The organism is Pantoea sp. B566, from assembly GCF_024793925.1.
GTDB lineage: Bacteria > Pseudomonadota > Gammaproteobacteria > Enterobacterales > Enterobacteriaceae > Pantoea > Pantoea ananatis.
Genome location: NZ_JANUQL010000003.1, coordinates 754,701 through 772,634, shown reverse-complemented (window position 1 = coordinate 772,634; position 17,934 = coordinate 754,701). Strand labels below are relative to the sequence as shown.

Annotated in this window: 14 protein-coding genes and 1 other RNA gene; 9 read left to right on the top strand and 6 right to left on the bottom strand. The window is 55.1% G+C overall.

The window, feature by feature from the left end:
• Positions 1-67: 67 nt before the first annotated feature.
• The 5 genes from putP to phoH all read left to right on the top strand — a co-directional run bounded on the left by putP (position 68) and on the right by phoH (position 6,396).
• On the top strand, positions 68-1,552 hold the full coding sequence (gene putP / locus NYE92_RS05330; RefSeq protein WP_013026129.1) for a sodium/proline symporter PutP: 1,485 nt from the start codon (positions 68-70) through the stop codon (positions 1,550-1,552).
• 190 nt (positions 1,553-1,742) lie between these two features.
• Positions 1,743-2,570 (top strand): iron uptake transporter permease EfeU, encoded by an 828-nt coding sequence (efeU, locus tag NYE92_RS05325; protein WP_013026128.1) that lies wholly within the window; start codon positions 1,743-1,745, stop codon positions 2,568-2,570.
• A gap of 49 nt (positions 2,571-2,619) precedes the next feature.
• Entirely contained in the window at positions 2,620-3,741 is a 1,122-nt protein-coding gene (gene efeO / locus NYE92_RS05320) for an iron uptake system protein EfeO (protein WP_022623274.1), read from the top strand.
• Positions 3,741-5,030 (top strand): iron uptake transporter deferrochelatase/peroxidase subunit, encoded by a 1,290-nt coding sequence (gene efeB, locus NYE92_RS05315; protein WP_014605589.1) that lies wholly within the window; start codon positions 3,741-3,743, stop codon positions 5,028-5,030. The genes efeO and efeB overlap by 1 nt, the downstream gene beginning before the upstream one ends.
• Positions 5,031-5,607: 577 nt before the next feature.
• Positions 5,608-6,396 (top strand): phosphate starvation-inducible protein PhoH, encoded by a 789-nt coding sequence (gene phoH / locus NYE92_RS05310; protein WP_013026125.1) that lies wholly within the window; start codon positions 5,608-5,610, stop codon positions 6,394-6,396.
• A 68-nt stretch (positions 6,397-6,464) separates the two neighbouring features.
• Here phoH and NYE92_RS05305 read toward each other — a convergent pair whose 3' ends face one another.
• The 5 genes from NYE92_RS05305 to ssuD all read right to left on the bottom strand — a co-directional run bounded on the left by NYE92_RS05305 (position 6,465) and on the right by ssuD (position 13,432).
• The gene (locus tag NYE92_RS05305; protein ID WP_015700089.1) at positions 6,465-7,667 is read right to left on the bottom strand and encodes an acyl-CoA dehydrogenase family protein; all 1,203 of its coding nucleotides are present in this window, start codon (positions 7,665-7,667) and stop codon (positions 6,465-6,467) included.
• On the bottom strand, positions 7,660-9,120 hold the full coding sequence (locus NYE92_RS05300) for an MFS transporter (protein WP_014593915.1): 1,461 nt from the start codon (positions 9,118-9,120) through the stop codon (positions 7,660-7,662). Before NYE92_RS05300 ends, NYE92_RS05305 begins: the two co-directional genes overlap by 8 nt.
• Before the next feature lie 233 nt (positions 9,121-9,353).
• The gene (locus NYE92_RS05295; RefSeq protein WP_013026122.1) at positions 9,354-10,763 is read right to left on the bottom strand and encodes an LLM class flavin-dependent oxidoreductase; all 1,410 of its coding nucleotides are present in this window, start codon (positions 10,761-10,763) and stop codon (positions 9,354-9,356) included.
• Positions 10,764-10,831: 68 nt separating this feature from the next.
• Positions 10,832-12,244 (bottom strand): FAD/NAD(P)-binding protein, encoded by a 1,413-nt coding sequence (locus NYE92_RS05290; protein ID WP_110015180.1) that lies wholly within the window; start codon positions 12,242-12,244, stop codon positions 10,832-10,834.
• A 15-nt stretch (positions 12,245-12,259) separates the two neighbouring features.
• On the bottom strand, positions 12,260-13,432 hold the full coding sequence (gene ssuD / locus NYE92_RS05285) for an FMNH2-dependent alkanesulfonate monooxygenase (RefSeq protein ID WP_013026120.1): 1,173 nt from the start codon (positions 13,430-13,432) through the stop codon (positions 12,260-12,262).
• A 278-nt stretch (positions 13,433-13,710) separates the two neighbouring features.
• Here ssuD and NYE92_RS05280 point away from each other — a divergent pair, with 278 nt between their 5' ends.
• From NYE92_RS05280 to NYE92_RS05265, 4 genes are all read left to right on the top strand, one after another.
• Entirely contained in the window at positions 13,711-15,597 is a 1,887-nt protein-coding gene (locus NYE92_RS05280; protein WP_164886564.1) for an aliphatic sulfonate ABC transporter substrate-binding protein, read from the top strand.
• Positions 15,598-15,691: 94 nt separating this feature from the next.
• On the top strand, positions 15,692-16,639 hold the full coding sequence (locus NYE92_RS05275; protein WP_014593912.1) for a sulfonate ABC transporter substrate-binding protein: 948 nt from the start codon (positions 15,692-15,694) through the stop codon (positions 16,637-16,639).
• Positions 16,640-16,963: 324 nt separating this feature from the next.
• Positions 16,964-17,356: a type II toxin-antitoxin system RelE/ParE family toxin gene (locus NYE92_RS05270; RefSeq protein ID WP_041930820.1), complete on the top strand. Its 393-nt coding sequence runs from the start codon at positions 16,964-16,966 to the stop codon at positions 17,354-17,356.
• Positions 17,346-17,699, top strand: a complete 354-nt coding sequence (locus NYE92_RS05265) for a DNA-binding transcriptional regulator (protein WP_041930819.1) — start codon at positions 17,346-17,348, stop codon at positions 17,697-17,699. The genes NYE92_RS05270 and NYE92_RS05265 overlap by 11 nt, the downstream gene beginning before the upstream one ends.
• Positions 17,700-17,789: 90 nt before the next feature.
• Here the strand turns inward: NYE92_RS05265 and NYE92_RS05260 are convergent.
• A non-coding RNA gene (locus NYE92_RS05260) (RtT sRNA) lies at positions 17,790-17,914 on the bottom strand.
• Positions 17,915-17,934: the final 20 nt, after the last annotated feature.

The window sequence follows — 17,934 nt, the reverse complement described above, 5'->3', positions numbered from 1 at the left end:
CCTTCACGTTCCGAGGGGGGCAGGAAAAAGATTTCTCTCAAGAGATCGGATAATAACGGAGAAACAAATGACAGTAAGTACGCCAATGTTGGTGACCTTTTTAATTTATATCCTTGGGATGGTGCTTATCGGTTTTATTGCCTGGCGCTCAACGAAAAACTTCGACGACTATATTCTGGGCGGACGCAGCCTGGGCAGTGTCGTGACTGCGCTGTCCGCTGGAGCCTCCGATATGAGTGGATGGTTGCTAATGGGATTGCCGGGTGCCATTTTTCTTTCCGGTATCTCTGAAAGCTGGATCGCCATTGGCCTGATTATTGGTGCATGGTTTAACTGGAAGATTGTCGCGGGGCGCTTACGGGTTCAGACGGAACATCATGATAATGCCCTGACGCTGCCTGACTTCTTTACCAGCCGCTTTGAAGATCGCAGCAAAATCTTGCGGGTCATTTCTGCCGTGGTGATTCTGGTGTTTTTCACTATCTACTGCGCATCAGGCGTGGTAGCGGGCGCGCGTCTGTTTGAAAGCACCTTCGGTATGGATTACTCCACCGCCCTCTGGGCCGGTGCCGCCGCCACCATTCTGTATACCCTGGTGGGCGGATTCCTGGCGGTGAGCTGGACGGATACCGTTCAGGCCAGCCTGATGATCTTCGCGCTGATCCTGACGCCAGTCATCGTGGTCATCGCCGTGGGTGGCTGGAGCGATTCGATGGCAGTGATTGAGGCCAAAAACGCTGAAAACGTCGATATGTTCAAAGGCCTGAATTTCGTGGCCGTGCTGTCACTGCTGGGCTGGGGACTGGGCTATTTCGGTCAGCCTCATATCCTGGCACGTTTTATGGCGGCGGATTCACATCGTTCCATTCGTACCGCGCGCCGTATCGGCATGGCGTGGATGATTCTCTGTCTGGCGGGCGCGGTGGCCGTGGGCTTCTTTGGGATCGCCTATTTCCACAATAATCCTTCTCTGGCTGCGGGCGTTTCACAGAATGGAGAGCGCGTCTTTATTGAGCTGGCACGTATTCTGTTTAATCCGTGGATTGCCGGTATTTTACTGTCTGCCATTCTGGCGGCGGTCATGTCCACGCTCAGCTGCCAGCTGCTGGTCTGCTCCAGTGCGCTGACGGAAGATTTGTACAAAGGCTTTTTACGCAAGAATGCCAGCCAGAAAGAACTGGTTTGGGTAGGGCGCCTCATGGTGCTGCTGGTAGCGTTAGTGGCCATCGCGCTGGCGTCGAATCCCGAAAACCGGGTGTTAGGTCTGGTCAGCTATGCATGGGCCGGTTTTGGCGCGGCATTTGGACCGGTAGTCCTGTTTGGCGTGTGCTGGAAACGCATGAACCGCAACGGTGCGCTGGCGGGAATGATTGTCGGTGCGGTCACGGTACTGGTATGGAAACAGTATGGCTGGCTCGGCCTGTATGAAATCATTCCGGGCTTTATTTTTGCCAGTATCGCCATTGTGGTCTTCAGCCTGGCAGGCCGGGAACCTTCTGCAGCGGCCATTGAACGCTTCGATACTGCCGAGGCAGAATTCCAGACTAAATAAGGCGTGAACGTGTTGTAAAGCCTGCCCTGTAAAGGGCAGGCTTTTTTTTGGCCTGCGTCTGGCACAGACAGTTACGAAATTATTTCACGGAGGAACTTGTTTTTTTCTGAGTGGTAATGATAATCGGTATCGTTCGTTTTTACGTAAATTTACGTCCCATTTACGCTGCTTAACATTCAAGAGGTCGGCGATGTTTGTTCCCTTTCTCATCATGCTGCGTGAAGGCCTGGAGGCAGCGCTCATCGTGAGCCTTATTGCCAGCTACCTGAAAAGGACGCAGCGCACACAATGGTTCCCTGCCATGTGGGCGGGCGTGTTTATTGCCGCTGCGCTTTGCCTTGCGCTGGGCATCGTCATTAACCAAACCACAGGGGAGTTTCCTCAGAAGCAGCAAGAGCTTTTTGAAGGCATTGTTGCGGTGGTCGCGGTCGTCATCCTGACCTCAATGGTGTTCTGGATGCGCCGGGTGGCGCGCAATATCAAGCTGGAACTGGAGCAGGCGGTCGATCAGGCTTTACAGAAATCAGCCGGGGGCGGCCTGGCCCTGGTCCTGATGGTGTTTCTTGCCGTCGCCCGGGAAGGGCTGGAGTCAGTGTTCTTTTTACTGGCCGCCTTCACTCAGGACGTCGGTTATGCGCCGCCGCTGGGGGCCGTGCTTGGCCTGGCGACGGCCGTTGTGCTGGGCATGTTGATCTACTGGGGCGGGGTTCGTCTGAATATGGCGCACTTTTTCCGCTGGACCAGCCTTTTTATTCTTCTGGTGGCCGCGGGGCTGGCAGCTGGCGCTATCCGTGCCTTTCATGAAGCCGGGCTGTGGAACCATTTTCAGCAGGTGGCCTTCGATATGAGTAACACCTTATCGACCCATTCACTGTTTGGCACGCTGCTTGAAGGCATTCTGGGTTATCAGGAAGCCCCCAGCGTAAGTGAAGTGGCCGTCTGGCTGCTTTATTTGATTCCGGCATTATTACTGTTTGTTATGCCTGCACGTGCTGGAACCTCAGCCGCTGCGCGCTAACGCGTTTACCGGGCGCGTCAGGCGCGCCTCTGACTGAATAGGGAAAAATATGAAGAAGCGTTTTCGTCGTCACGCGGTGCTGGCTTCGCTGCTGGCGGTTTCCGGCTCCACACTGGCTGCAGCCATTCCACAGGTTAGCGTGAGTGTCACGGACAAGCAGTGTGAACCGATGTCACTGACGGTTCAGGCGGGCAAGACTCAGTTTCTGATCAAAAACAACAGCCAAAAGGCGCTGGAATGGGAAATCCTGAAAGGGGTGATGGTGGTTGAGGAGCGCGAAAATATTGCGCCCGGCTTCAGTCAAAAACTGACCGCCAACCTTGAAGCGGGCGAATATGAAATGACCTGCGGCCTGCTGACGAACCCGAAAGGCAAGCTGATTGTCCAGGGCGGCGCGGGCAAAAACGTTCAGAAAGGTAAAACAGAACTGATGCAGCTGGCGGGGCCAATCAACGCCTACAAAGCCTACGTGACGGACGAAGTCAACCAGCTGGTGTCGGGAACCCAGGCCTTTACGGATGCGGTGAAAGCCGGAGATATCGAAAAAGCCAAAGCGCTGTTTGCCCCCACGCGCCAGCATTACGAACGTATAGAGCCGATAGCTGAGCTGTTCTCCGATCTGGATGGTCGCATTGACGCCCGTGAAGATGATTACGAGAAAAAGGCTGAAGACCCGAAATTCACCGGTTTTCACCGGCTTGAGAAAGCGTTGTTTGCCGATAATAGCACCAAAGATATGGCGGGCTATGCCGAGCAGTTAAACAACGACGTGCGCGATTTACAGAAACGCGTTAGCGAGCTGGCGTTCCCACCGGCCAAGGTCGTGGGCGGCGCCGCAGGGCTGATCGAAGAAGTGGCTTCCAGTAAAATCTCCGGCGAAGAAGATCGTTACAGCCGTACCGACCTGTGGGATTTCCGGGCGAACGTGGATGGCGCGCAAAAAATTGTCGAGCTGTTGCGCCCAGTACTGAAGCAGGCAAATCCAGCGCTTCTGGCAAAAGTGGATGCCAATTTCGCGAAAGTTGACGCGATTCTGGATAAATACCGCAGCGGTCAGGGTTATGAATCGTATGAAAAACTGACGCCAGCCGATCGAACCGCGCTGAAAGGGCCGATTACTGCCCTGGCGGAAGATCTTTCTCTGCTGCGTGGCACCTTAGGCCTGGATTGATGATGGATAAGGATAAGGCGTTAAGCCAGCCATCGCGCCGCCGTTTATTGAAAGGACTGGGGATGCTGGGCGGCGCGGCGGCCGTCAGCGGTGGTTGTCCGTTTCATGCCGCGGCCGCCGAAAACCCGGACAGCTTTTCGCCCGGCACGGTAACGCCGAACGCGCGTCAGCAAGTGCAGCCCTTTTATGGCGTGCATCAATCCGGCATTACGACGCCACAGCAGGCGTCAATGATGCTGGTCGCGTTCGATGTGCTGACCCGCGATAAGCAGGAACTGCAGCGTTTGTTCAAACTGCTTACGCAGCGCATCGCGTTTCTGACCCGGGGCGGGATGGCGCCCGCGGTGACCAACCCACAGCTGCCGCCGCTGGATTCAGGCATTCTGGGCGCCGAGATTGCCCCGGACAACCTGACGATGACGGTTTCCGTCGGTCATTCCCTGTTTGATTCGCGCTTTGGTCTGGCGGCGCTTAAGCCGGCTAAACTGCAGGCCATGAGCCGTTTCCCTAACGACTCTCTGGATGCAAATCAGTGCCACGGCGATCTGCTGTTGCAAATCTGTGCTAACACGCAGGACACGGTGATTCATGCACTCCGTGATGTGGTGAAACATACGCCCGATTTGCTCGGCATTCGCTGGCGACGGGAAGGTTTTATTTCCGATCATGCCGCGCGCAGCGCGGGAAAAGAAACGCCTATTAATCTGCTGGGTTTTAAAGACGGCACGGCCAATCCCGATACGCATAACATGGCGTTGATGGATAAGCTGCTGTGGGTAACGGAAGAGCAGGCGGAACCCGCGTGGGCCCGTCACGGCAGTTATCAGGCAGTAAGGTTGATCCGTTTTCATGTGGAAATGTGGGATCGCACGCCATTGGGTGAGCAACAAACGATCTTTGGTCGCGAGAAATTAAGCGGCGCACCACTGGGCATGAAAAACGAGCACGACGTGCCGGATTATCGCCAGGATCCTGATGGCGATGTCATTGCGTTGGATGCGCATATTCGGCTGGCGAACCCGCGCACGCCTGCGACCGAAAGCAGCCTGATGCTGCGCCGGGGCTACAGTTATTCGGCGGGTATTTCAGCGTCAGGCCAGATGGAAATGGGCTTGCTGTTTGTTTGTTATCAACATGATTTAGAATTGGGTTTTCTGACCGTACAAAACCGTCTGAATGGTGAAGCGCTGGAAGAGTATATACGTCCCTTTGGCGGCGGATACTTTTTTGTATTACCCGGCGTTATCAATGAAAATCATTATTTGGGCCAGTCCTTACTTGAAAGCTGATTAAATTTTAATCACGGCATTCTGTGCCTGACCGCCCAGTGTGCCGTATTTCTGTCTCAGGTTTTTTATCTCCCGCCTGTTTTTTCGCGCTCCGTTTTAAACCGTTGATGCCGCATTGAAAAATAAACTAACTCTCTGTAATACTTGCGTAATTTAATTTAAGTAAGGTTGGCGATAACGCACGGTTGAATATTTATTTTTCAATAAAGTGAAAATACTGTTGCAAAATACCAATAAGATGGTTCACTTTACTATGAAAGCGTAATCGGGCGTGTTGATGTCTCACACTGGAGTTCGCGCATGGATAGATGTTTTTACAGCCGTTCAGCAGTAAAAAATATCGCATTTACCCGTGAGGAGGTTTCTTCCTCAACCGCTTTTACACCGCAATGTGTTTTCTCTTTTCAACCTCACTCCTTTTTTACCGGTATACGGCCTGGCTGTTTTGCTGCCGGATATCAATCGTCATGGCCTGTCACGGCTCTAAAGGAAGCCAACTGAAACCTCTAAAGCGTTCACGTAATCGCATCGGGCTTGTTGCCTGAGCGGGAAATGAAACCAACTGTAAGGTGCCACTATGGGAAGACAGAAAGCAGTGATCAAAGCGCGTCGAGAAGCAAGACGAGTGCTTCGCAATGACTCCCGCAGTCATCGTCAGCGTGAAGAAGAATCGGTCACTTCGCTGGTGCAAATGGGTGGGCTGGACTCGATTGGCATGGCGCGCGATGTGCGCGATCGTGCTCCGATTGAAGCCCGCAATGAAGCTCAGGCGCACTATCTCAACGCCATAGAATCAAAACAGCTTATCTTCGCTACCGGCGAGGCAGGCTGCGGCAAAACCTGGATTAGTGCTGCGAAAGCGGCAGAGGCCCTGATTCATAAGGATATCGACAGGATTATCGTTACGCGCCCGGTGCTGCAGGCGGATGAAGATCTGGGATTCCTTCCCGGGGATATCTCAGAAAAATTCGCCCCGTATTTCCGCCCGGTTTACGACATTCTGGTTAAACGTCTTGGCGCATCCTTTATGCAATATTGTCTGCGTCCCGAAATTGGCAAAGTTGAAATCGCGCCCTTTGCTTATATGCGCGGTCGTACCTTTGAAAATGCAGTGGTGATTCTCGATGAAGCGCAGAACGTTACCGCTGCGCAAATGAAAATGTTTCTGACCCGCCTTGGCGAAAACGTCACGGTGATTGTTAACGGCGATATAACCCAGTGCGATTTGCCCGCTGGGGTGCCTTCTGGTCTCGCGGACGCGCTGGCGCGTTTTGAAGAGGACGAGATGGTGGGCATTGTCCGTTTTGGCAAAGAGGATTGCGTGCGTTCCGCGCTGTGTCAGCGCACTTTGCATGCTTACAGCTAGCGTTCGATTGAGTCATGTAGCGACCAAAACCCGGCTTCGGCCGGGTTTTTTATCTCCGTGATGGGGCGCTATTCGCCGCTGCCGATTTGCCAGATAAAGGTAGGATCGCGCCCGTTGACTTCCCAGTCGCCCACGTTACGGCTTTTATAGATCACCGGATTGTGCGAGCCAATCGTTCGGGCATTGCGCCAGTGACGGTCCAGCGCTTTACTCACTCGCGTATCTGACGCGCCAAGCGCGTTAAACAGCTCACTGGCCGCACGCGTCACCCAATCCACGGCCACGACCTGCGCCTTCGCAGCCTCCACTTCTGCCTGGACGTTGGCGGCATGAATCTGCGTTTCATCTTGTCCCTGAACGTGCGTATCAAAAGCCTGTTGCAGCGCGTGCGTGGCCCGCTGCACGGCGGCATCGGTTGCCCATATCCAACTGCTGATCTGTCCCACCACCTGTAAGACCTGCACGTCCTGGCTGACCTGACGGGCATTACCGTGGCTGTAGATTCGTTTTCGGTTTGCTACGCCCTGTGACACGTCCCGCACGATAGCCCGGCCGATCCCGGCCAGCGTCGCCAGTAAGACATGCTGATAGAAGGCGGTTTGATATCGGAAGCGCTCGCTGAAATCATAGACATGGGCAGGTTCCACAACGGCCTGATGAAAACGCGTGGTTCCGCTACCGGTAAGACGTTGACCAAATCCGTCCCAGTCATCCTCCCGTACTACCGCATCCTGATGTGTACTGACCACCGCAATGACATCGCGCTGGTTGTCCGTACGCTTAGCGTAGACATCAATCCAGTCGGCATACAGCGTGCCGGTGCTGTAAAATTTTTCGCCCTCAAGCCGCCAGCCGTTGGCGGCGGGCGACACCTGCGTATTCACGTCTCCTAATCGAACGCTGCCTGTTTCACTCCAGCCGCTCCCGACAATATCACCGTCGATAAACCGATTAAACCAGCGCTGGCGCGCCTCACTGTCGGGCTGGTTAAGACGATCCTCGACAAAGGCCATGTGCGCGCGCAGCGCCTGAGGCAGGTTAGAATCCGCTTCTGCCAGCTCGGTCAGTAAGCGGAACAGTTGTGGCAGCGAGGCACCCAATCCGCCGTTTGCTTGTGGAATACGCAGCGTGCCAAAACCCGCCGCCTTCAGCCAGCGCACCGGCTCGTGAAGCAGGGTACGATTCCGTTCGCGATCGGCAGCGCCTTCGGCGATGCGGGCAAAGATGGGGCGGAAACGCGCCGCCAGTGAGGTGTAATCGGGCTCAGACATGGTGTTCTCCGTGTGTTGACTGGTCATCGATATCGTGACGAGTGGGTTCAAACCGGACGACTAACAGGAAAATGATGGGAATGAGGGCGGCTAGTGACACGATCCAGAACATATTGGTGCCATAAGCCGCCTGCAATATGGGCAGAATGAACAGCGCCAGCGCGCTCCCGATGCCCGAGACGGAACGACTAAAACCGACGCCGGTGGCCCGAATGTGCGTGGGATAGGAGAGGGCGGGATAGATCATTAACTGCGCTCCTGGCCCAAAGCCCTCAGCAAACAACCACAGCCCCAGCAGTAAAATGGCAAATACGACGCCGTAGGTTGCAACAGGATGGCCAATCAGAGCCAGTGAGATCAGCGCAATAAACTGCAGGGCAAATCCGGCAATCGCAACATGGCGTGACGGAAATCGCCAGGCCAGACGCATGCCAAGCAGGCCGCCGGTAAAGGCGAACAGCGCGTTAAGTCCTAGCGAGGCGGAGATCGTTTCAAAGACGCCCGCCCCCAGAAACTGCGCCAGGATAGAGGGCAGGAAAAAGGCGATCGCCGTATATTCGAATGAAATACAGGCGTTCATCACCGCCGCCACAACGGTGCGCTCCCGGTAAGGTTTTTGAAACAAGACGCGAAAACTGACCGCCTGGGCGACGGGTTTGGCCGCCGGCTCAGCGCGCTTATCTTCGTGCGCGTGAATGCCGTACGAATCGCGCAGGATTCGCGCTGCGCCGCTTAAATCCCCCTGGTTTGCGGCCCACAGCGGAGACTCATTCATAAACCTGCTGCGCACAGCAATGATGAGCAGGGCAGGCACTGCGCCAAACAGCAATGAAGCGCGCCACAGCCAGTCGAGGTGCTCTGCAGGCAGCAGAAAGTAAAGGCCAAAAATAATCAGAAAGCACACCGAAGACGCGGCATACCACATGGGGCACCAGGCGGCGAGCCGCGACGCTTTATTCCCCTTTCCGGAGAATTTCGAAAATTCGGCCAGATAGGCCATCGCGACAGGCAAATCGATGCCCACACCAACGCCCATCAAAAAGCGCGCGCCAATCAGTACCCAGACGTTCGGCGCCAGGCCGGCCGCAATAGCGGACACCACAAAAAAAAGCATGTCCGCCATAAAGACGGAATAGCGGCCATATTTATCCGTCAGCCAGCCCCCGACCAGATTACCGACAATGGTGCCAATCATAATGGATGAGGTGACCAGTCCGGTTAATGTGGGCGTTAAGCTGAATGTTTTCACGACATCATCAATGCCGTAAGACAGGGTGGTCAGGTCGTAGGCATCCAGAAATACGCCGCCTAACGCCAGAAACACGATCCAGCGTGCGTAGCTGTTTTTCTCACTTTGCGTATTAATCAACTTTGCAACGTCGCTGACGGAGCGAATGGGCGTTGAGTGAGGTAAGGGGATCGCGGCATCGTCATCGATATTTAATGTGCTCATTTTATCCTCGTTATTGTCTGTACAGGTGACGCCTTTATATGCAGGAATCGCGATGTAAACAAACAACAAAAAGTGATAACTATTACTTTAATTTCAATAAGTTAATTTGATTTTTGTAGATAAGGGAAATACCGGGTGCGCTGTGACGCATCCGGTAAAATAAGCGGGCAAGGGGACGTGGTGTCAGTCTGCTCAGCGGCAGACGGGCTATCCGAACAGATCGTTAAATCCCTTCATGATGCCTCCGCAGGCACAACCCGGCCTGATACCGAGGTTGTGCGTCGATATCCTGCGCCGGGATGAGGATGTTCAAGGCGGGCGCCCTTAGCAAACAGCTTCTCCCGCAGCGTACCGGGTTGGTAATCCTGTTTATAAACGCCACGTTTTTGCAGTTCCGGCACCAGCAGATCGACGACATCAGCAAAGGTTTCATGCGTGAGGGCATAGGCCAGATTAAAGCCATCCACGTCCGTCTCCTCCACCCAGCTTTGCAGTTCATCGGCAACGGTTTCTGTGCTGCCCACCAGCAGGGGACCAAAGCCGCCAATGCCCACCCAGTCGGCCATGTTTTGCACCGTCCATTCACGCTGCGGATCGGCTGTGGAGAAGCTCTCTACAACAGACTGAATGGCATCGGTATGCAGATGCTTAAAAACCTGATCGGGTTGGTACTGACTGAAATCGATGCCGGTCCAGCCGGAGATCAGCGCCAGTGCGCCTTCATGGCTGACATAGCGTTTGTAATCCTGCCACTTGGCCTGGGCTGCTTTATCGGTTTCCCCCACAATGACCGTTTGCATGTTGAAAATCAGAATACTGCGCGGATCGCGGCCGGCCTCCTCTGCACGACGACGTATATCGGCCACGGTTTTCTTCAACAGCACTTTAGACGGCGCGGCAACAAATACGCACTCGGCGTGTTGTGCGGCGAAGGCTTTACCGCGGCTGGATGCGCCTGCCTGATACAGCACAGGCGTGCGCTGGGGCGAAGGCTCACACAGATGAATGCCCGGTACCTGGAAAAACGTTCCCTGATGATTAATGGGATGCACCTTATTGGGATCGCTGAAAATATGACGCTGGCGATCGCGTATCACGGCATCATCCTCCCAACTGCCTTCCAGCAGCTTGTATACCACCTGCAGATATTCGTCGGCGTAGTCATAACGCGCATCGTGGCTGGTTTGGCTGACCTGTCCCAGATTGCGGGCTCCGCTTTCCAGATAGGAGGTAACAATATTCCAGCCGATCCGACCTTTGGTCAGATGATCCAGCGTCGACATGCGCCGGGCAAACGGATAGGGATGCTCAAAAGAGAGTGATGCGGTCAGGCCAAAACCGAGGTGCTTTGTCACCATCGCCATCGGCGTAATCAGAGCCAGCGGGTCATTGACCGGTACCTGGGCGGCACTGCGAAGAGCGGCATCATTATTCCCGTTGAAAACATCGTAAATCCCCAAGACGTCGGCGATAAACAGGCCGTCGAACTTACCGCGTTCCAACAGGACCGCCAAATCTGTCCAGTATTCCAGATCTTTGTATTGCCACGAGCGGTCGCGAGGGTGCGCCCACAGGCCAGGTGACTGGTGACCCACACAGTTCATATCAAACGCATTAAGGCGGATTTCACGTTGTTTAGGCATAGCAAACTCCTGAGCGGATGCGGCACTGTCGGGCCGCCCACTTCGTTGGGATGAAAAAGGGGGGTAAATTAATTAGTCAGAGAAAGGGGACATCGCTCATGACGCGTGTCATCAGTGAGGTTGAGCAACTGGCGCGCGACGGCCTCAGCATGTGTGGCAACCTGCGGCAGCCCCATTAATTCACCAAAACGTCCGCGCGCCGCAGGCCCGACCACATACAGATGAGGATTCGCCTGGCCCTGGGGGTTTAGCGTCTGTGACCGGGCATTGACATGAATTCCCAGCGCCAGCGGATCGGACTGAATAACGCCATCCTGAGCCAGCTGGTTGAGTAACGCATCGCGCTCAATCAACGCGCCATGCGCAGGACCGGTGGTGACGATGATCTTGTCCACCTCCAGCGCCTGTACGCCGCCGGAACGCGGTTGCAGGCTGAGCCTGACGGCAGAGGGCAACGCCGCCGCCGCGGTCAGTCGTGCGGCGAGCACGCTGAGTGTGCCGCTGCGTTGGTGGTGCTTTAACACCTGCCCAACCTGGGGGGCAATCCGATAACGGTGAACGTCCCACCATGGCCGCAGATGCCGCAGGAAACGCCGTTGTTCATCCAGCGACAGGCTTTGCCAAATCGCCTGACCGTTGTGACGGACCTCATCGAACACCACCTGCCACGGGATGTGCCTGGCCGCCGCCTGGCGAATTTCCTGTCTGATCCGGCGTAGCCATGCGCGAACGCCCAGAGGTTTGCTGAAATCAATACCAAGATGCCAGCTGAAATTGTCCTCAGTGAGGCTGGAACGCGGAAGCTGACCGCGTCGGGAAAAGACGGTGACTGGCCCGCGATGTCCCTGACGGTCCAGGGTCGCAACCATGTCTGACATGGTTAAGCCGGTACCCACAATGGCAACCCGGTCGTCAGGCGCAATCTGTGACAGGGCACCTTCCCGCCAGGGATCGGCAATCAGTGCAGGGTGAGGTGCCAGCGAAGCCAGGGCTGAGGGAAGTTGAGGCGCGGGATGGCTGATGGCCAGTACCACGATATCAGCATCGAGATGCGCACCGGATGCGGTGCTGACCGTACCTTGTCGCAGCGCAACGGCGCGGTCCTGCACATGCAACAGCTCAACAGGAGAATGCTGTTTTACTGCATCAAACTGTTCACTGACCCACTGGCCAAACTGCCTGCGCTGCGGAAAAACCGTGCCGTCGTGCCATTCAGCCGCCGCATCCCTGGCAAATGCGGCAGAGGCACGGAACCAGCGCTCAAAGCTGCCTTCCTCGTCGCCGGCGAGTTGCATACGCGAGGCGGGCACGTTGGTGCGATGCGCCGGGTCGGTGGTCGAGTAAGCCACACCTTGGGCCAACTGCGCGCGGGGTTCGATGACCGTGACGCGCAGGCCCGCGCCGCCCAGACGACCAAGATGAACGGCCAGCGCCGTTCCGCTGAATCCTCCACCCACAATGACAATATGCTGCTCGGACATACACTGCCTCTCTGATTAGCTTGCACTGGCCTGTTTTTCGGGACGACGGTCGCCTCCGATGGTTTCGCCAAAAGGACCGGTATTAACCGTGCGCTGTTTATTTCCCGCAGGGGTTGAAAGCGGCAACAGCGGCATCAGCAAATCGGCAACCCGGTGTGCTTCTTCGAGATGCGGATAACCGGACAGAATAAAGTTATCAATGCCCAGCGCCTGGTATTCCCGAATCCGTTCCGCGACCTGCTGCGGATTTCCCACCAACGCGGTACCCGCGCCGCCGCGTACCAGACCGACGCCAGCCCATAAGTTGGGACCGATGCGCAGTCCATCACGCGAGCCACCGTGGAGTGCGCTCATGCGAGCCTGTCCGGTCGAATCCATTCTGGCAAAGATTTTCTGGGCGGCGGCGATGGTGTCTTCATCCAGATGTGCGATCAGCTTATCCGCCGCGGCCCAGGCTTCTTCCTCGGTTTCCCGCACGATGACGTGCAGACGAATACCGTAGGAAAGCGTCCTGCCGCGTTCCTCTGCGCGCTTCCGCACCCCTTCAAGTTTAGCGGCAACCTGCGCTAAGGGTTCGCCCCAGGTCAGATAGGTATCAACCTGACGGGCTGCAACGTCAACCGCTTCATCGGATGAGCCGCCGAAATAAAGTGGTGGACCTTCGGCCTGTACCGGTGGAAAGAGAATTTCAGCCCCTTCCACGTGAATATGTTCCCCGTGATAGTCCACTTTCTCTCCTTTAAGCAGGCGGGAATAGACATCAAGAAACTCACGGGTGACCTGATAACGTTCTGCGTGGCTGAGAAAAATGCCGTCGCCCTTGTTTTCAACCGGATCGCCGCCGGTCACCACATTGATCAGCAAACGTCCTTCAGACAGACGATCCAGCGTAGCCGCCATGCGCGCCGCCAGGCTGGGTGGCTGCAATCCCGGCCGGACGGCTACCAGATAACGAAGCTGTTTGGTAATCGGCACCAGCGCAGAGGCTACCAGCCAGGCATCTTCGCAGCTTTTTCCGGTGGGAATTAAAACGCCATAGAAACCCAGATTATCGGCGGCAAGGGCTACCTGTTGCAGATAGGGCAGGTCTACCGCTCTGCCGCCCTGGGTAGTTCCCAAATAACGCCCGTCACCATGTGTCGGTAAGAACCAAAAAAGATTGATGTTTTTTTCAGCGGTATCAGGCATTAGTAGATTCCTTTATAACGATATTTGAAATTGGCAATTAGAAAATTAATTTTCAGTTATATAGCTTTAAGCAGGATACGTGCCAACAGGTTAAGTTTTTTTTATTTTTTAATATCAATAAGATAGGTTTTTATTGCGGCGGCGGCGACTGCTGCAAATGCAGCAATGTGTGAAGGATACTGCTGTATTTGCAGCAAATCACGCTGGGCAGCGGCTCGTTTCTGGCCGCAACAAGGGATATCTTTAGCGCTCTCTCACTCACTCAGCAGGAACGCGCTATGCAACACGCTGGCCCCGATTTAATTGACCCTGCTTCCCTGGCGTTCAGGCATATTCTGGATCAGCTGGCGCCCACGGACGCGACCGTATTAATCATTGGTGAAACCGGCACGGGCAAAGAGGTGATGGCGCGCTATCTGCATCATCACAGCCCGCGCCGCCATGCGCCCTTTATGGCAGTGAACTGCGGTGCGCTAACGGAGAGCCTGGCAGAATCAGAACTCTTTGGTCATGAGAAGGGGGCATTTACCGGCGCGACCGACCGTCATCGTGGCTGGTTTGAGGCCGCGCAGGGCGGGACGTTACTGCTGGATGAAATCGGCGAGCTGAGCCTGCCCCTTCAGGTCAAACTGCTTCGCGTACTGCAGGAAAGGGAAATTACCCGCGTGGGATCTTCTCGCGCAGTAAAGGTTGACGTCCGGGTGATTGCCGCGACGAACCGCGATCTGACGACTGCGATAGCCGAGCGGCGGTTTCGCGAGGATCTCTACTACCGGCTAAACGTCGCCAGCGTTGCCTTGCCGCCGCTGCGCCAGCGGTGTGAGGATATCCCGGTTCTGGCTAACTATTTTCTGCAAAGCTATGCGCGCCGACTGGGGCGACCGCAGCTGCGCCTGAGCGACGAGGCAATGGAAACGCTCAAGGCCCATTCCTGGCCAGGGAATATACGGGAACTGGAAAATACATTGCACAACGCGGTGCTGCTCTGTGAAACACCGCAGGTAGAACCACAACAGCTGCGGCTGGGCACGGTGACGGGCACGGGGCGGGTACAAAAGCAGGATGCGCTTGATGATTTTATTCGCCAGCAGATCCAGTGCAGTGACACGCCACTTTATCCCCGCGTCATTGAGGCACTGGTGAGAAATGCCTATGAACTAAGCCAGGGCAACCAGTTACAGGCCGCGGCGTTGCTGGGGATTAGCCGTAACAGCCTGCGTACGCATCTTGGCCATTACGGCATCATCAAGCCGCGTCGCAGCCTGACGTCAACCCTTTGCACCGCGTCAACAACGGGCGTGCAGGAGCGCGAGTTGCGCATTGGTTATCAAAAGTTTGGCAACCTTGGCATCCTCAAAGCGCGCCAGCAGCTTGAACAGCAGTTGGCCGGGCAAAACGTCAGCATCCTGTGGAGCGAATTTCCCGCCGGGCCTCAGCTGCTGCACGCGCTGAGCCATCGGGAAATTGATTTTGGCACCACCGGCGAAGTACCGCCTTTATTTGCCCAGGCCAGTCACTGTTCTCTGGTGTACGTTGCCTGGGAGCCGCCCGCGCCACAGAGCGTGGCGTTGCTGGTGGCTAAGCACAGTCAGATAAACCAGATGGCAGACTTAAGAGGCAAACGTATTGCCGTAAATAAAGGTTCCAACGTGCATTTTCTGCTGCTGCAAATCCTTGATGAGGCGGGGATGACGCCAGAGGACGTGCGGATTGTGTACGCACCGCCTAAATACCCGCTCACGCCCAGCGATCTGAATGCCGTTGATGCATGGATGATGTGGGATCCTCTGCTGAGCGAGGCAGAAAAAGGGGAACAGCTCCGGGTCATTGCCGACGGCGTAGGGCGGGTGAATAACCATCAGTTCTATCTTGCCGATCGCCACTTCGCGAACCAGTCTCCAGACCTATTAGAAATACTGGTAACTGCGCTGGAGCAGACGGGGCGCTACATTGATGCCCATCCTAAAGAGGCCGCCGGGCTGCTGGCCGGGGAGCTGGGGATGTCTGATCGCGCGCTGCGCCTGGCGCTGGCCCGGCGGAGCCACCAGACGCAACCAATGAATCTGGCGATCATTCGTGAGCAGCAAAGAATCGCGGATCGTTTCTACGCGCTGGGCCTGTTTCCCCGCGCGATTAACGTACGTGACGCGGTGTGGTCGCAATGACGTTTTATGACTAAAGATAGAAGTTTTACGCATTAAGGCGTTGAGGCCTGGTTTGCTATGTTGCGCTGACGACAACACCACTCAGGAAAGAGACATGAAAAAAATCATATTCAGCGCACTGCTTGCGGTCGCGCACATTAGCAGCATCGTGACGGCACACGCAGAAGAGAAACCCAGGGTAGTGAATATCGGTTTTCAGAAAGCCAACATTTTTGCCTTACTGAAATACCGGGGCACGCTCGACAGTGAATTCAAAAAGCAGGGGATTGCCGTGCACTGGGTGGAATTTCCGGCGGGACCGCAAATGCTGGAAGGGCTCAACATAGGCAGCATCGATCTGGCCGCAACGGGTGATGCGCCGCCAACTTTTGCGCAAGCCGCGCAGGCTGACCTGGTTTATCTGGGCCATTCACCGGCAAATCCACAAACCGAAGCCATAGTGGTGCCTGCGGATTCGACGATAAAAAGTGTCAAGGATTTAAAAGGCAAGCGCGTCGCCCTGAACAAGGGATCGGATGTGAATTATCTTCTGGTATCAGCCCTTGAGCAGGCGGGGCTAAAATACAAGGATATCACGCCGGTTTATCTTCCTCCTGCTGATGCGCGAGCGGCTTTCCAGCGAGGCGCTGTAGATGCATGGGTCATCTGGGACCCTTACCTGGCGGAAGTAGAAACCACCGCCGGCGCGCGGCTGCTTAAAAATGCCGAGGGGCTGGTACCGCACTACACCTTTTATCTGGCCAGCCGCAAATTTGCGGAAGGTCATCCAGACCAGGCCAAAGAGGTTCTTTCAGAGCTGCAAAAGCTGAGCAGCTGGGCCAATAAAAACCAGGGCGAAGCCGCGAAAATTCTGTCTGGCTCGACTGGCCTGCCCGAACCTATCTGGCAGCGCGCGCTGGCAAGAATGCCCTTAGGGGCCGAGCGCATGACGCCGGATGTTTTCAAAGAGCAGCAGGCACTGGCAGATAAATTTACACAAATCGGTTTATTGCCGGTGAAGGTCGATGTCCGCAGCGCGACATGGTCGCTGGATAAAAAGTAACGGGTGAATGTGTTAAAGGGCCTGCCGGGTACACCGGCAGGCCTTTTGTATTGGTAGGGGATACATTTCGTAGCGCGTAATTTTTTGGGGAGCGGCTCGCACTTCGCGTACGCAAGGCGTGAACAGGTGAGTGGGGAATCTGAATCGCTGATAGTGTGGGCGGGTGTTATTCATGGCCAGCGGTAATGGCGATGCGCACCGATTGGATTTCTTGCTTTTTTACAAATAGCTTTAGATCCATTTGGACGTAAGACCAGGGGCCTTTGGCTTGTGAAGTGTAGTAATCATTACTATAATTCTCGCCATAACGAAAAGGGACTTTTCATGGGTTTTACGCTTTATGTTCATAAACGTTTTGACAGAGTGTTTAAAAAAACGCGTCTGACAGACAGCGTCCTGTGTTACGCAGCAGGTGACGTTTTTACTGGCGTGTTTGAGGCTGACTTAGGCGGTGGCGTTATTAAAAAGCGTCTTGCTCTTCACCAAGGCAAGCGTGGCGGCGCGCGAACGGTCATCTTCTTCAGACAAGGCACCAACCTGGTTTATTACGATGGATGGGTTAAAAACTTGTCGAGGAAATACGCTAAAGAAATCGATGAAGATCAGCTGGATACCTACAGGGATGTGGCAAGAATGTTTTTCCGTGTAAATAGTGAAGTGATGAGCCTGCTCGTCAGAAGCGGAATGGTCAGAGAGGTTAAATGTAATGAAAACTGAACCCGCCGAATTGAGTGAACTACTTGAAGATGCGAAAGCGTTTCACGCGTTAGGACTGGCAACAGATAAAGAAGTGGAGTCCATAGCAAAGCGCGCAAAAAATCGTGAACTCCGTGCCCGTATTGCATCAGTAAAGCCCATGACAGCAACTGAAATCAAAGACGTGCGCATGCGTTGGGGAATGTCGCAATCGCTTGTGGCGCTCTCATTTGGCATGACGGTCGATAGCGTATCGAAATGGGAGCGAGGTGAAATCACACCGAGCCCACCGGTGATGCGGATGCTACAACTCCTTCGCGATAACGGCCCTGAACTCTTTACCTCTAAGCATCAAGGTATCTAGACGCCGAACCCCGGTCGGGGCTTCTCATCCCCCTCGGCGGAGAATATGTAAAAAAAAGCCTGAACGTGAGTTCAGGCTCTTCTTTGAAGATGGCGGTGAGAGGGGGATTCACTCGCTGCGCTCGCCCTTCGGGTGGCCTTGCGGCCATGCAAAACGGCGGGCCGTTTTGTCGAACCCCGGTCGGGGCTTCTCATCCCCCTCGGCGCAGAATATGCAAAAAAAAAGTCCAGAGATT